General features: G+C 64.4%; 13 protein-coding genes. 11 read left to right on the plus strand and 2 right to left on the minus strand.

All coding sequences use genetic code 11. The annotated features are described in order from the left end of the window. Window positions 1-10 precede the first annotated feature (10 nt). Together mtnA and yfbR are read left to right on the plus strand one after the other, a co-directional pair. Complete coding sequence (gene mtnA, locus HMPREF1316_RS00815; RefSeq protein ID WP_021725015.1) at window positions 11-1,111, plus strand: S-methyl-5-thioribose-1-phosphate isomerase; 1,101 nt, start codon at window positions 11-13, stop codon at window positions 1,109-1,111. Between the two features lie 136 nt (window positions 1,112-1,247). Further along, entirely contained in the window at window positions 1,248-1,850 is a 603-nt protein-coding gene (yfbR, locus tag HMPREF1316_RS00820; protein WP_021725024.1) for a 5'-deoxynucleotidase, read from the plus strand. An 85-nt stretch (window positions 1,851-1,935) separates the two neighbouring features. Here yfbR and HMPREF1316_RS00825 read toward each other — a convergent pair whose 3' ends face one another. Then, a complete protein-coding gene (locus tag HMPREF1316_RS00825; protein ID WP_021724929.1) occupies window positions 1,936-3,597 on the minus strand; it encodes a putative manganese-dependent inorganic diphosphatase in 1,662 nt (553 codons plus the stop codon). Between the two features lie 182 nt (window positions 3,598-3,779). Next, entirely contained in the window at window positions 3,780-5,162 is a 1,383-nt protein-coding gene (locus HMPREF1316_RS00830; RefSeq protein WP_021725009.1) for an MATE family efflux transporter, read from the minus strand. Between the two features lie 384 nt (window positions 5,163-5,546). On the opposite strand from HMPREF1316_RS00830, the gene HMPREF1316_RS00835 reads away from it, so the two are divergent. The 9 genes from HMPREF1316_RS00835 (at window position 5,547) to HMPREF1316_RS00875 (ending at window position 13,876) form a co-directional block, all read left to right on the plus strand. Then, complete coding sequence (locus tag HMPREF1316_RS00835; protein WP_021725030.1) at window positions 5,547-6,443, plus strand: ABC transporter substrate-binding protein; 897 nt, start codon at window positions 5,547-5,549, stop codon at window positions 6,441-6,443. Between the two features lie 5 nt (window positions 6,444-6,448). Next, window positions 6,449-7,462: a FecCD family ABC transporter permease gene (locus HMPREF1316_RS00840; protein WP_021724999.1), complete on the plus strand. Its 1,014-nt coding sequence runs from the start codon at window positions 6,449-6,451 to the stop codon at window positions 7,460-7,462. Beyond that, window positions 7,459-8,229 (plus strand): ABC transporter ATP-binding protein, encoded by a 771-nt coding sequence (locus tag HMPREF1316_RS00845; protein ID WP_021725004.1) that lies wholly within the window; start codon window positions 7,459-7,461, stop codon window positions 8,227-8,229. The genes HMPREF1316_RS00840 and HMPREF1316_RS00845 overlap by 4 nt, the downstream gene beginning before the upstream one ends. Before the next feature lie 57 nt (window positions 8,230-8,286). Beyond that, complete coding sequence (gene asrA / locus HMPREF1316_RS00850) at window positions 8,287-9,333, plus strand: anaerobic sulfite reductase subunit AsrA (RefSeq protein WP_021724975.1); 1,047 nt, start codon at window positions 8,287-8,289, stop codon at window positions 9,331-9,333. After that, complete coding sequence (gene asrB / locus HMPREF1316_RS00855; RefSeq protein WP_021724954.1) at window positions 9,326-10,156, plus strand: anaerobic sulfite reductase subunit AsrB; 831 nt, start codon at window positions 9,326-9,328, stop codon at window positions 10,154-10,156. Before asrA ends, asrB begins: the two co-directional genes overlap by 8 nt. A 19-nt stretch (window positions 10,157-10,175) precedes the next feature. Further along, on the plus strand, window positions 10,176-11,159 hold the full coding sequence (gene asrC, locus HMPREF1316_RS00860) for a sulfite reductase subunit C (protein ID WP_040650734.1): 984 nt from the start codon (window positions 10,176-10,178) through the stop codon (window positions 11,157-11,159). Window positions 11,160-11,210: 51 nt separating this feature from the next. Then, window positions 11,211-11,687: a pyridoxamine 5'-phosphate oxidase family protein gene (locus HMPREF1316_RS00865; RefSeq protein WP_232204380.1), complete on the plus strand. Its 477-nt coding sequence runs from the start codon at window positions 11,211-11,213 to the stop codon at window positions 11,685-11,687. Window positions 11,688-11,833: 146 nt separating this feature from the next. Further along, window positions 11,834-12,493, plus strand: coding sequence for an MIP/aquaporin family protein (locus tag HMPREF1316_RS00870; protein ID WP_040650736.1), 660 nt, complete (start codon window positions 11,834-11,836; stop codon window positions 12,491-12,493). 465 nt (window positions 12,494-12,958) lie between these two features. Beyond that, window positions 12,959-13,876: a hypothetical protein gene (locus HMPREF1316_RS00875; protein WP_198009529.1), complete on the plus strand. Its 918-nt coding sequence runs from the start codon at window positions 12,959-12,961 to the stop codon at window positions 13,874-13,876. Window positions 13,877-14,197: the final 321 nt, after the last annotated feature.

The following is a 14,197-nucleotide window of genomic DNA, read 5'->3' on the forward strand; positions in this document are numbered from 1 at the left end:
GAGCTTAGTCATGAACGTTGAGGAATTCTTTAACAAGGTCGTTACCGTTCGCATGAGCCCTGATGAGAGCGCACTCGACATCATAGACCAGACGCTTCTTCCCGGCACCATCAAGCGCATTGAGATATCAAGCAGGGTGGAGATCTGGGACGCCATCAAGCGGCTGCGCGTGCGTGGTGCACCTGCAATTGGTGTTGCGGCTGCATATGGCATCGCGCTTCTGGCGTCTCGTATCGAGTCGAACGGCCTTGATGACTTCTATGCCAAGTTTACAGAGGAAAAAGACTATCTTGCCTCCTCTCGTCCTACGGCAGTGAATCTGTTCTGGGCGCTCGATCGCATGGACCGTGTCGTCAAGAACCATGCGGATGATTCTCCTGATGACATCAAAGAGGCGCTCTTTGCCGAGGCTGACGCCATTCGAGAAGAGGATGTGCAGATAAGCCGTGCGATTGGCGAGATTGGCTTTGGGCTGCTCAGGGATCTCAAGAGGAACGGCCAAGCGGTTGGGATTCTGACGCACTGCAATGCCGGTACGCTTGCCACTGCAAAGTATGGTACGGCCACCGCACCTATGTACCTGGCTCTCGAACACGGGTGGGCTGGAACGGACATGCATGTGTACTGCGATGAGACGAGGCCGCTGTTGCAAGGTGCACGCCTGACATCCTTTGAGCTTTACCATGCGGGAATCACTACTACGCTGCAGTGTGACAACATGGCCTCCATCCTCATGAGATCCGGCAAGATCGACGTCATCTTCGTTGGGTGCGATCGTGTGGCAAGGAATGGTGACACGGCAAACAAAATTGGAACATCCGGGGTAGCGATTCTTGCCCACCATTACGGGATTCCATTCTATGTCTGTGCGCCAAGCTCGACCATTGACATGGACACACCAACAGGAGAGCAGATTCCCATCGAGATGCGCAATCCCGACGAAGTGACGGAGATGTGGTATCGAGAGCGTATGGCCCCTGAGGGCGTTGACGTCTTCAATCCGGCTTTTGACGTGACGGATCACGGCCTCATCACGGGCGTCATTACGGAAAAGGGTCTGTGCCACACCCCTTATGACGAGGCTTTCCTCGACCTTGGCATGGGTCCATAGGGGGTCACCTACCTGAGGTGCACGAGGCGGAGGCACGGATCCGCCTCGTTGCCCCGGCTGATTCGTTCCCCTCGCCTCCGTCCCTGCATGCCGTACGATGACCAGTGACCGTCACACGCCATTGGAAGGATAGCCCATGGATCGCCAGCAGTCGCACTTCTCGGCGATACTCTCACGCCTCAGGTACATCGATCGCTGGGCGCTCATGCGCAACGCGCGCACGGAGAACCTCAGCGAGCACTCGCTGGAGGTGGCCATGATCGCGCACCTGCTGTGTGTGATCGGCAACGTGCGCCATGCCCGGAGGCTCGACGCCAACCGTGCCGCGCTTGTGGGCATGTACCATGATGTGGCGGAGATCATCACCGGCGACATGCCCACGCCGGTCAAGTATGCCAACGGGCATATCCGTGATGCCTACAGGGACGTGGAGGCAGCGGCCGAGGAGCGCCTCCTGGACACGCTGCCTGCCGACCTACGGCCCACCTTCGTGGAGACGCTCGCGACGGGGGAGGGCGAGGCGGACCAGTACCTCGCACGCCTGGTGAAGGCGGCCGACAAGCTCTCCGCGCTCATCAAGTGCCTCGAGGAGCGCGCGGCAGGCAACACCGAGTTTGCGACGGCAGAGGCCGCCACCCGCGCCAAGCTCGACGAGATGGCGGCGGAGCTTCCCGAGGTGGCCGACTTCATGGAGGAGTTCCTGCCATCGTATGGCAGCACGCTCGACCAGCTGCTGTGACGGTCGTTCGGGTCTGCGGGACGACGCAGGCCGTACCCACCGCCCCGTGGCGCCCAGGCGGTGGGTCGGTCGGGGGGATCTGTGGCTACTCCTTCTGGTAGTCCTGCAGCGTCGCCATGAGTGCGGGGATGACCTGCTTCTTGCGGCTCACGACGCCCGGTAGCATGGCGACGCCATCGACGGGTTCCACGTCGAACGCCTGCCTGACGATGCGCTCGGCGTTGGTGCCAAAGTAGAGCATCTCACTCGAGGCGTGCTTGACATCGGTGAACAGGTAGAACACCATCGGCAGCTCATCGGCGGCGGCACCCTCCTCGAGGTAGGGACCCACGAGCGCCTCGGCGGCCTTGCGGCTCCGCTCGGTCATGAAGCTGCCCTGGCCCACGCCAAAGCGTGCGGAGCCGCGGGAGAACACCTTGAAGTCCTGGTGGAAGACCTCCTCGGCGGTGCGGCCGTCGAGCGCGGCCCCGGCATCGAACATGTCATCGGCGTAGGCGTCGATGTCCTCGCCACAGATCCGGGCCAGCTCGCGGGCCGCATGCTCGTCGCGCGGGGTGCAGGTGGGGGAGCGGAACGCCAGCGTGTCGGACAGGATGGCGCTCATCATGAGGCCCGCGATGTCGTGCGGAATCTCCACGCCCTGCTCGTGGTACATGCTGAAGAGGATCGTGCAGGTGCATCCCACGGGTTCGTTGCGGAAGAGGGCGGGTGACTCCGTCTCTATCGTGCCGATGCGGTGGTGGTCGATGATCTCCATGATGACGGCCTGCTCCAGGCCATCGACCGCCTGCGAGCGCTCGTTGTGGTCCACGAGGATGACGTGCTTCTTGTTGACGCTGAGCAGGTTGGGCGTGGAGACCAGGCCGCTGTAGTGACCGTCCTCGTCAATTACGGGGAAGAAGCGGTGGCGCGACTGCGTGATGGTCCTGCGCGCCTCGTCCACGGTGGTGTTGACGGAGAAGCGCAGGACGTCCGCCGCATCGAGCATCCTGGCGCGCACGGGGACGGACATGCTGATGAGACGCGCGGCAGAGAAGGTGTCGTAGGGTGTGACGATGACGGTGCAGCCCCTGTCCCTGGCGGCGTCGAGCACCACGTTGGAGATGCGCGCGTCATTGCAGACCACGAGGCAGCTCGCGCCGGACTCGACGGCAAAGCGTTGCGTCTCGTAGCGGTTGGTCACCAGGACGGTATCGCCCTCCTGGATGTTGCCCTCCATCATCTCGGGCGTCGTGCCCACGACGACCTTGCCGACGGCGACCTTGTCCACGAGGTCCCCCAGGAGCAGCTCGCCCTTGAGCGTGGAGACGATGTTGGAGTAGAGCGTGTGCGCCTCGGAGAGGGCCGTCTTGTCGAAGACGTCCATGTTGGCGTTGGCGATGTCCTTCACGGCGATGAGGCCCTTGAGGTCACCCGTGGGATCGGTGATGCAGAGCGTGTCGGTCTTGCTCTCGCCCATGAGATTCCAGGCGGAGAACAGGCTCATCTCGGGATCGATGCCTCGCATGTCCTGGATCTGGATGTCCTTGATCTGCGGACGCACCGACGTGATGAGGGCGGGCTCCTTAAAGCCGAAGTGCTTGAGCACGAAGGAGGTCTCGCGGTTGATGGTGCCGGCGCGTCGTGGCTCGTATTCGGTGTCGTCCGTCTGGCCCTTGAGGTAGGCCAGCGAGATGGCCGAGCAGATGCTGTCGGTGTCGGGATGCAGGTGGCCGATGACGTTGACCTTGCGAATGGATTCGGACACGGTGTCCTCCTTTGTGCAGTGCCTCCGGTTTCGGATGCTACCATCGCCGTCGATTGTACACGTCTGCGGTGCAGCCATGATGGTCGGGCTGGTAGAAGGGGTAAGACGTTCCGTCGGGGCCTGGTGCCGGACGCCAGTGCCCCAGGCCGACGACGGGGGATGCGTCCCATGGCGTCTTGGGGCTATACGCGGGTGGGCCTGAGGCCCCGTTCCTCTTGGCGCAGCTCGCGCAGCACCTGCCAGGCAAGCGGCAGGGCGATGAGGCCCGTGATGACGTCGGTGACGGGCTGTGCCAGCTGCACGCCCAGAAGTCCCCAAAGGTGGGGGAGCACGAGCACGACCGGCCCCAGCACGAGGCCCAGCCGACAGGCGCCCAGGATGGTGGCGCGCCACATGCGTCCCGTGGTCTGCAGCAGGAAGTTGGTGATCATGGCCACGCCGGTGATGGCCATGGTGAAGCTCTCCACGCGCAGGCTCAGCGTGGCTATCTGGATCGCCTCGGCGTCGGGGGTGAAGGCGGAGACCAGCTGGGGTGCGAACGTGCAGGTGAGAATGCCCACCATCAGCACCGATACCACGGCGGCCCCAACGGAGAAGAAGTAGCCCCTGCGGATGCGCGAGAACTTGCGCGCGCCGTAGTTGTAGCCCACCACGGGCTGATAGCCCTGACCGATGCCGATCTGGATGTAGTTGCCAAAGGCACAGATGCGCTGCACGATGGCCAGGCCGGCGATGGCGGGGTCGCCAAAGGGACGGGCGGCATCGTTGAGCAGCGTGGTGGCGATGCCCAGCATCACCTGGCGCACGAACGAGGGAACGCCGCCATTGTTTATCTCGCGCAGCATGGCGGCGCTGGGTGGCTGCAGCCATGCGGGCGAGAGGGTGGTGATGCCCGTGCGCTGGAGCTGTATGACCAGGATGACGAAGCTGATGGCCTGGCAGATGATGGTGGAGAGGGCGCTGCCGGCGATGCCCATGCCCAGGACGTAGATGAAGAGCGGTTCCAGGCCGATGTTGAGGATGGCACCCGTCATGATGGCGACCATGGCGTAGAACGCCTCGCCTTCGAAGCGCATGAGCGTGTTGAGCATGAGCGCTCCGCACATGAAGGGGGCACCCAGCAGCGTGAGGCCGATGAACGTGCGCGCGTAGGGCAGGATGGTCTTCGTGGAGCCGGCAAGCCGACAGAGCGGGTCGATGAACACGTTGCCGACGATGGCGATGAGCACGCCCATCATGAGGGTGTAGGCCAGGCCATTCGTCGCGAGGCGGCAGGCGTGCTCCGTCTCCTGCTTGCCGAGGCCACGCGAGGCGGCGTTGCCTATGCCCTGTCCAAAGTAGAAGCCCACGGCCTGGATGGCGGTCATGGCGACGAACGAGATGCCGATGGCACCCGATGCCTCAACGCCCAGGCTTCCCACGAAGAAGGTGTCCGAGAGGTTGTAGATGCTGGTGACCAGGTTGGAAAGGATGGACGGTGCCGCAAGGGTGAGGATGAGCCGCCGCACGGGCGACTCCGTCATCTGCCGGAACTTCTCCTCTTGGGAGCCCTCTTCTGACTTCATGGTATCCCTATGTCGCATTCCTATGCCTCGTATCGGTTCTCTTGATAGTGTCACAAACGATGCCGGCTCGCACACGTTGGCTTTCCGACATGGTTGAGCATGGGGGCATGCCACAATGAAGGTGACAGGTACGGGGTCTGAGGGAGAGTGGCACATGAGCGAGGGGCTATCTTTGCCTGCCATGGCACGACGGATGGGGTGGCATACCATCGCGACCTGGTGTCCGTGGCATAGGCACTGGCGTCAGCGTGCTAGCGGCCGCTGCGTTCGGTAGTGACGATGGCCGATGCCCGGGAGTTTCCACGACGGGCGCCGACTCCTGCTGGCCTACACTGGCCTCGGGGACGCGGAGGTACCATGCGATGGCACCAGGGGGGGAGGCCCATGCTGGACAGACGAGCCTTCGTTGCGGCGGCGCTGTGCGCTGCGGGTGGCCTTGTGGGCTGCTCGGGCGCGGGCGGCGCACAGGGGCAGGATGGTGCCCCTGAGCAGGGCAGTGCCACGGAGCCGCAGAACGTGGTGGCACTCATGCGCTCGCTTGCGGACATGTGGCTGCTTGCGGGCGGCACGCTCGTGGGTGTGACCGAGGATGCCACGGACCTCGACGGCGTGGGCTCTGCGACCACGGTGGGAACCGATGCCAAGCCCAGCCTCGAGGCCATCGTGGGCCTCGATCCCGGCCTCGTGCTGCTCTCGAGGGAGATACCCGCGCAGGTGGAGCTCAGGGACTCCCTGGACGGACAGGGCGTCACCACCCAGGCGGTCACGATCGAGTCCTTTGGGGACTATGCTAGCGTCATGGCGCAGCTCTGTGCCATGACGGGGCGCGGCGACCTCTACGACCAGAACGTCACCACCGTACAGGCGGACATCGATGAGGTCAGGAACCAGGCGGGCAAGCTCCCTCAGGCGAGCTACCTGGCATTGCGTACCTCCGCTGCCAAGAGCAAGGTGCTCAAGGACGACCACTTCGCCTGCGAGATCCTCGATGACCTCGCCCTGGCCAACGTCGCCGAGGGCACCTCGAGCCTGGACGACCTCTCGCTCGAGGCCATCGCGGCGGCTGACCCAGACAACGTGTTCGTCATCTATCAGGGCAGGGAGGACGAGGCGGCATCCGCCTTCGAGGAGGGCTTCTCCAGCCAGCCCATGTGGCAGGATCTCTCGGCGACCAAGACAGGTCATGTGTACGTGCTGCCCAAGGACCTCTTCCAGTACAAGCCCAACGCTCGCTGGGCCGAGGCCTATCGCTACATCCTCGATCTCAGGGAGCAGGGGTAGTGTCGATGTCCTCCCCACGTGGCGTGCGCCAGCGCCCAGCCGCGGCCTCGGCGCTCGGCGCGCTCGTGCTCGCCTGCGCGCTCGTCGCCTCTGCGGTGGTGGGCACCGACGCCCTGGGCACCGGTGACGCCCTGGGGGCGCTGCTGCGTCCGGACGTCGCGTCGCGTGTGGCCGTGACCATCGTGTGGCAGCTGCGCCTGCCCCGTGCGCTGGGCGGCGTCGTGTGTGGCGCCGCCCTCGCCGTGTCGGGCCTCCTGCTGCAGGCGGTGCTCGACAACCGGCTCGCGGCGCCAAGCGTGATGGGCATCAATGCCGGTGCCGGCCTCGCCGTGCTCGTCTGCGGGCTCGCGCTTCCGTTCGTGCCCCTGGCGCGGCAGCTGTCCGCCTTGGCGGGGGCCCTCGTCGCAACGCTTGCCGTCATGCTCGTGGCGCGCCGGGCGGGGGTCTCGCGCACCACGCTGGTGCTTGCCGGCGTCGCCGTGGCCTCGCTCTTCTCTGCCGGGTCCGACGCGCTGGTGACCGCCCGTCCCGACCTGGTGGCCGACAGGGTCGCCTTCCAGCTGGGTGGATTGGCGGGCGTCTCCTGGCAGCAGCTCCAGGTGGCCGCGGCCATCACGCTGGTGGGAATCGTGGCGGCCTATGCCCTGGGTCCAGGGGTCGACCTGCTTGCCCTGGGCGACCAGACCGCATTTGGCCTGGGACTCGACGCACGTCTCCATCGCGCGTGCGCCGTGGTGATTGCGGCGGCGCTTGCCTCGGCCGCCGTCTCGGTGGCAGGTCTCGTGGGCTTCGTGGGGCTCATCGTCCCCAACCTCGTGCGCATGGTGGCGCGGGGCGGCTTTCGTGAGGAGGCCGTGGCCTGCGCCATCTGGGGCGCGTGCCTGCTCGTGGGCTGCGACCTGGTCGGTCGGCTCGTGCTCTATCCCTACGAGCTGCCGGTGGGGCTGGTGCTCTCGCTGCTGGGTGCGCCCTTCTTCCTAGCGATGCTCATGCGGGGGCGAGGGGGGATGCGCCGATGATCGAGCTCTCCCATGTCACCTGCGGCTATGGTGGCAGAGCGGTCGTGAGCGTGGATGACCTGTGCTTTGGGGACGGTGAGCTCACCTGTGTGGTGGGGACCAACGGCAGCGGCAAGTCCACGCTGCTCAAGGCCATCGCCGGCGCACTGCCGCACGAGGGCTCGATACGTGTGGACGGTCTGGACGTGAGGGGCCTCTCGCACCGTGAGCGCGCGCATCATCTGGGCTTCCTGCCGCAGCGCCTCGCCGTGCCCGCGATGAGCGTCCGCACGCTTGTGGGGCATGGGCGCTTCTCGCGTATGGGCGTCTCCAAGGTGCTCGGCGAGGGGGATCGTGCCGTCGTACGTGAGGCCCTCGAGCTCTGCGAGCTGGAGGGTCTTGAGGAGCGGCAGCTGGAGAGCCTCTCGGGAGGGGAGCTGCAGCGGGCCTACCTGGCCATGGCCATTGCACAGGAGCCGGGAGCGCTGCTGCTGGACGAGCCGTGCGCCAGCATGGACGTACGGCATCGCCGGTGGGCAACCGACATGCTCTCCCGTCTCGCGCACGAGCGGGGCATGGCGGTGGTGGAGTGCACGCACGACCTCGTGGAGTGCTTCTCCACGGCGGATGACGTGGTACTCATCGATGGGGGGTGGGTACGCGCGGCAGGGACGCCAGCGGAGCTGGCCCGGATGCCCCGGCCCCTGTATGAGTCGTTTGGCGTCAGCGTTAGAAAAACGACAGACAATGATGCCGTCTTCCCGTACGTTCTCGTGGACGAGTCATAGGCCGCTTACGGCATGCCGGCCGTGACGTGAGGGCGTCACGGCCGGGGAGGGGGAGACATGGGCTACGTGCTGAGCGCCGCGGGCTTCTCGCGCGCCATGGGACGTCTGGGAGAGGATCGCCTGATCTATGCGCCCCAGCTCAAAAGGGGCGAGGGCCGCTTTGCCGACGTGGATGTCGTGCGCTACGACTTCACGGCCGACGTCAGTGCCATGGAGCTGGAGAGACGCTCTGACTACCCCTTCAAGGAGGTGCTCACGCCACTCTCTCAGACGCTGTTCTTCTTTACGGAGGATGACGTCAAGGTGGCGGACGCGGACGAGCGCGAGGTCGTGGTGGTGCTGAGGGCCTGTGACCTCAATGCCGTGCGCCGCCTGGACGCCCTGTACCTCGAGAATGGCCGTCCCGACCCCTTCTACCAGCGCCTGCGCTCCAGGATGCGCTTTGCCCTCCTAGGCTGCGACCACAGCCAGGAGGACTGCTTCTGCGTGAGCATGGGCACGAACGTGGCCACGGGGTACGACCTCTCGTTTGACCGCCCCGCCGATGGCGGTGGGTATCGCGTGGACGTGAAGGCGGACGACCTGCGCCCCTACTTTGTCGCCGAGGCCACGGGCGAGGAGGACGTGACGCCCACCCATGTGGCGTCAAACGACGTCTCCGTGCGCGTGCCCGAGGCCGTTCCCAACGCCATCTACGGGCACGATATGTGGAACGAGTACACCGAACGCTGCATCACCTGCGGTCGCTGCAACCTGGTGTGCCCGACCTGCACCTGCTTCACCATGCAGGATGCCTACTACACGGACAACGGCCGCGTGGGCGAGCGTCGGCGCGTCATGGCCAGCTGCATGATCGATGGCTACACCGACGTCGCCGGTGGTGGCTCGTACCGCAAGGCCGCTGGCGATCGCATGCGCTTCAAGGTGCTGCACAAGGTGTACGACTTCCGTCGGCGTTTCGGCTTTGACATGTGTGTGGGCTGTGGCCGCTGCGACACGGTGTGCCCGGAGTACATCTCGTTCTCGGGCTGCATCAACAAGCTCGCGGATGCCGTCGACGGGCTTGCCCGGGACGCCTCCCAGGGGGTGGCCACCAATGCCTAGCAGTGCCACAGCTGCCGTCACGCTCGATGCGGCGACCAATCCCTACGTTCCCTTCCCATCCACGATCCTCGAGGTCATCCGCCATACCAAGAGGGAGTACACCTTCCGCATGGCCTTCGCGGGCGACGTGCGGCCCGGACAGTTCTTCGAGGTCTCCCTCCCCAAGTTCGGCGAGGCACCCATCAGCGTGTCGGGCATCGTACCGGGCGTGTCGGTGGATCTCACCATCCGCCGCGTGGGCGTGGTCACCAATGAGGTGTTCGAGCATTACGAGGGTCAGATCCTCCTGCTGCGCGGACCCTATGGCAACGGCTTCGACACCTCGCTCTTTGAGCGAGGTGAGGTCGTGGTGGTGGCCGGCGGCACGGGCGTGAGTCCGGTGCGCGGTGTCGTCGACTTCCTCTCACGGTGCGTCGACGCCGCGGACAAGCACGTGATCGTGGGCTTCCGCAGCCCTGACGACCTGCTCTTCCGTGATGACCTCACACGGTGGGACAAGGCGCTCGACCTCACGCTCACCGTGGACGCGGCTCCCGAGGGCTATGGGGGCAACATCGGCCTGGTGACCAAGTACATCCCCGACCTGTCACTGCGGGACCCTGCGACGGTGCAGGCCGTCGTCGTGGGACCACCCCCCATGATGCGCTTCACCATCAGGGGGCTGCTCGGGCGCGGCCTTGCGGAGGGAAACGTCTGGGTCTCCCAGGAGCGCCGCATGTGCTGCGGCCTTGGCAAGTGCGGCCACTGCCGCATCGGTGACACGTACGTGTGCCTGGACGGCCCGGTGTTCAACTACACCGAGTCCAAGGACCTGTTGGACTAGGGGGCAGCTCGTTATGACCATGGACGTCAACGTCAAGAGGCTTAAGAGGAACGCCTTCCGCCAGTCCAAGGTGCGCGGCGAGACGGCCAGTCGCGTGCGTGTGCCGGGTGGTCTCGTGAGTGCCAGGAGCATGGCGCGCATCGTGGGGATCGCGGAGGAGTTTGGCAACGGCGAGATCTTCCTCACCAACCGCCAGGGCGTGGAGATCCCCGGCATCAGGCTGGAGGACATGCCCCAGGTGAATGCACGGCTCAAGGCCATCATCGAGGACACGCGCATCAACCAGGAGGACACCGACCACGGCTATCTGGCGAGCGGCACGCGCAACGTCGTGGCGTGTCCCGGCAAGCGCCTGTGCCCCTTTGGCTGCTATGACACCACGGCCTTTGCCCGGCGCATGGATCAGGCGATCTTCCCCAATAACCGCCACGTGAAGGTGGCCTTCACGGGCTGTTCCAATGACTGCGCGCACGTGGCGCTCAATGACTTTGGCATCATCGGCATGACGGAGCCGCAGTACGATCCCACCCGCTGCATCGGCTGCGGCCAGTGCGTGGACTGGTGCCGGCGTCGTTCCGTGAGCGCGCTCAAGCTGGTGGGTGGCAAGGTCGTGCGCAGCGAGGATCGCTGCATCGGCTGCGGCGTGTGCGTGGTGTACTGCCCCACGCGCGCCTGGACCCGTTCCCGGGAGCACTACTTCCGCGTCAAGATCCTCGGGCGCACGGGCAAGCAGAACCCACGCCTGGCCGAGGACTGGCTGCGCTGGGCGGACGAGGACTCCATCGTCAGGATCGTGCAGAACACGTACGCCTTCATCGAGGAGCACATCGACCCCCATGCCCCGGAGGGCAAGGAGCACATCGGCTACATCGTGGATCGCGTGGGCTTCGACGAGTTCGTGAGGTACGCGCTTGACGGCGTGGAGCTGGGCGAGAAGTGCCAGCGTGCGAGCCATGTGTACTGGGGTGGCAAGCGCTATGATCGAGACAACGACCTGAGGTAAGCGCCTGGATCGGGCGGTGCTACGGCCTGCGGAGGTCCCATGTTTCGTCCCATGCGTAGATTCAGGCAGGAGCTTCCTCGCGAGGAGTGCGACGAAGTGCTCCTGGATGGCATGCGTGGTGTCATGGCCTTGCTCGGCGACGACGACTATCCCTATGCCGTGCCGCTCGACTACCTGTACGAGCCCTCCGAGGGGCGCATCTACTTCCACGGTGCCCGCGAGGGCCACAAGGTGGACGCCCTGCGCGCCCATGAGAAGGCCAGCTTCTGCGTCATGAGCGAGGGCGTGCCGGCGCAGGGCAGGCTTGGACTCGATGTGAGGAGCGTCATCTGCTTTGGCCGCCTGCATGAGATGGAGCCGGGCGCCGCCACCATCGAGGCCGTGCGTGCGCTGGGTTTGCGCTACGTCCATAGGGTCTATCCCGACGTGGCTGCCGTCGATGAGGAGGTGCGGCAGGCAGGCAAGCGGGTGCTCTGCTACTACCTGGACATCGAGCACATGACGGGCAAGCTCGTCAATGAGTCGTAGGAACGACCGCGATGCCCGACCCCGCCCGTTCAGTAATTCAGTAATATGGTTATCCTGACGGACCCTATGATTCATACTATGGTTCCCTGTGGGGTATGGATGCCCCGTGCCAGAGAGGCCTCAAAAGAAAGGGCGTTATGGGGAGCATGAAGAAGTACGTTGCCGAGTTCATTGGAACGTGTGTCCTGGTGACCTTTGGCTGCGGTACCGCCGCCGCACTTGGCTGCAATGGTGCGGAGCCCAATGGCGCCTATCTTGCGACGGCACTGGCATTCGGCCTGTCCGTCGTGGCCATGGCCTACTCCATTGGTAACGTCTCGGGCTGCCACGTCAACCCTGCCGTCTCGCTGGGCGTGTGGATGCGTGGCAACATGGACACGGCGAAGTTCGTCGGCTACCTGGTCTCGCAGTTCCTTGGTGGCCTTCTCGGTGCCGCCTTCGTGGGCCTCTTTGCCGGGTTTGGCAGCAGCATGGGCACCAATGCCCTCTACCAGGGTAACGTTGGCCTCTCGCTGCTCATCGAGATCATTTTGACCTTTGTATTCGTGCTCGTGGTGCTTGGCGTCACCGACAAGGTGGAAAACGGGGCGGTCGCCGGTCTCGTGATAGGCCTGTCGCTGACCTTCGTGCACATCCTGGGCATCCACTTTACGGGTACGTCCGTTAACCCCGCCCGCAGTCTTGGCCCCGCGCTCCTCAAGGGCGGCGAGGCACTCGGGTGCGCCTGGGTCTTCATTGTGGCTCCGCTCATTGGCGGTGCGTTGGCGGCCGCGGTGTACAACTACCTGGCTCCCAAGAATCACTAGGTCTCCCGTTCTCAGAGTCCGATGGTGTCCTGAGGGGCATCCGGTCGCACAGCCGCCCCAAGCTTGGCGTTGGGGCGGCTTTTGTTGACGAGCCCTGTCACCGGGCCGAGGCGTGTGTCAGTTTTTTGGTGGTATGGGGCGACGCACTGTACATCTGATGACAGCACAAGCGCACTTTCGCGCTCATACCGCCATCAGATGTACGATTCATAAGATGGTTGGTCACGGGAACCTCAGATTCTCCATCTGCCACTGCAGGGGCGCATAGCTGACCCCACTATGTGAGTTTGTGCGTTTGAGCAGATAAACAGTTGTGTCTGTGTCCACGTTCTGCCCATATTGATAGATTTCTGCCAGTTTGCTACACGTAAGGCATAGAAAATCCGTCCACCAGGGCCCAAGGACTCCCATCATGGGGGCATGGATATCTGGATTGGCGGACATAGCGCGGTCGAACTGCTGCGCATGGCGCGAAGCGGCCGGTGGCCGCGCCTGCACGAGTCCAACAGTCATATCGTTGGGCACTCCTCTGCAGGCGTTGGCAGGACATGGCGGGAGGCGGTGAGCGAGCTCGGACAATACCTGGACGTCTTCCCATCGCATCCATTGATGGTGCGCGTTGCGGACGGGGCGCATAGGATACGGAGTTCGGTGGTTGATTGCAAGGTGAATGCCTCCGTGCTTCCCAGCGGGTCGTTCCTGATAGCCGAGCTTGACGCCTTTGGCACGTCCGTCCATATCGACGCCCCGGAGCACCAGCTGCTCTCCCTTGCCCGTCACCTGAGCCCCCTTGTCTCCATGGGGCGCATGGATCGTCCGGTTGCCCTGGCCGTGCTGGCGGAGTTTGGCATGGAGCTCTGCGGAACCTATGCCCGCAATCCCAGGAATCCCTATGGCGAGGACTGCCACTACGGGACGAATCCCGTCACAGATCCGAATCGGCTGAGTCTATGGCTGAATGGGGTCTCCCATGTTAAGGGCGCACGACTTGCCAAGGCGTCCGTGCGTCACATCCGCGCCAGCTCCGCCTCGCCCGTGGAGTCGACCCACGCCATCCTGCTGGGGTTTCCGGTGCGTTGGGGTGGAATCGCCCTTGGAGACTTCCAGCTGAATGCCCAGCTGGTGATGAGCCGTAAGGACATGAGCATGCTCGGGCGGACGTCGTTTCGTCCGGACCTGTACTTTCCGAGGCATCGGCTTGCCATAGAGCACTATGGGGCGGAGTGGCACGGTGGGATTGATCGCATGGCGGAGGACGCCACGAGGACCCAATTGCTATGCCGCCCTAGGCATCAGGGTGTATCCAACCACTGCGCGCGACTGCGGAACCGCTGTGGCATACGAATCGTTTCTCAGGAAGCTGGCGGAGGGGTTGGGGCATGACCTTGGCGAGCGTCACCGCAGGATGATCCTTGGCCGCCTCGAGGACTTCGATGGCTCGCGCATGCGCGCCGCGATCATTGACGAGCTGGCGCACGGTGCCAGCGTGCGTTCCTATTGACGGTCGAGGGTTCCTGGGCGCGAGGACTACATGCGAAAGTGCGCATCTGATGGCATTCGCAGCCAAAATCTGGGTTCAGGATGTCATCAGATGTACACTCGCACGGGTATGGCTGGGCTGCCCATGACGAATACGACGCTTGCTCACGAGGGCCTTCCTGGGCGGCGGCACGTCCGGGCCCTTGGAAGCGGAGGGCCTTCCTG

The sequence above is a fragment of the Olsenella profusa F0195 genome (genome assembly GCF_000468755.1).
Lineage (GTDB): Bacteria > Actinomycetota > Coriobacteriia > Coriobacteriales > Atopobiaceae > Olsenella_F > Olsenella_F profusa.

What these genes read in the sequence shown, in the direction of transcription:
- mtnA (WP_021725015.1), top strand. Translation starts at nt 11, where the DNA reads ATGAACGTTGAGGAATTCTTTAACAAGGTCGTTACCGTTCGCATGAGC.
- yfbR (WP_021725024.1), top strand. Translation starts at nt 1,248, where the DNA reads ATGGATCGCCAGCAGTCGCACTTCTCGGCGATACTCTCACGCCTCAGG.
- HMPREF1316_RS00830 (WP_021725009.1), bottom strand. Translation starts at nt 5,162, where the DNA reads ATGAAGTCAGAAGAGGGCTCCCAAGAGGAGAAGTTCCGGCAGATGACG.
- HMPREF1316_RS00835 (WP_021725030.1), top strand. Translation starts at nt 5,547, where the DNA reads ATGCTGGACAGACGAGCCTTCGTTGCGGCGGCGCTGTGCGCTGCGGGT.
- HMPREF1316_RS00840 (WP_021724999.1), top strand. Translation starts at nt 6,449, where the DNA reads ATGTCCTCCCCACGTGGCGTGCGCCAGCGCCCAGCCGCGGCCTCGGCG.
- HMPREF1316_RS00845 (WP_021725004.1), top strand. Translation starts at nt 7,459, where the DNA reads ATGATCGAGCTCTCCCATGTCACCTGCGGCTATGGTGGCAGAGCGGTC.
- asrA (WP_021724975.1), top strand. Translation starts at nt 8,287, where the DNA reads ATGGGCTACGTGCTGAGCGCCGCGGGCTTCTCGCGCGCCATGGGACGT.
- asrB (WP_021724954.1), top strand. Translation starts at nt 9,326, where the DNA reads ATGCCTAGCAGTGCCACAGCTGCCGTCACGCTCGATGCGGCGACCAAT.
- asrC (WP_040650734.1), top strand. Translation starts at nt 10,176, where the DNA reads ATGGACGTCAACGTCAAGAGGCTTAAGAGGAACGCCTTCCGCCAGTCC.
- HMPREF1316_RS00865 (WP_232204380.1), top strand. Translation starts at nt 11,211, where the DNA reads ATGCGTAGATTCAGGCAGGAGCTTCCTCGCGAGGAGTGCGACGAAGTG.
- HMPREF1316_RS00870 (WP_040650736.1), top strand. Translation starts at nt 11,834, where the DNA reads ATGAAGAAGTACGTTGCCGAGTTCATTGGAACGTGTGTCCTGGTGACC.
- HMPREF1316_RS00875 (WP_198009529.1), top strand. Translation starts at nt 12,959, where the DNA reads ATGGCGCGAAGCGGCCGGTGGCCGCGCCTGCACGAGTCCAACAGTCAT.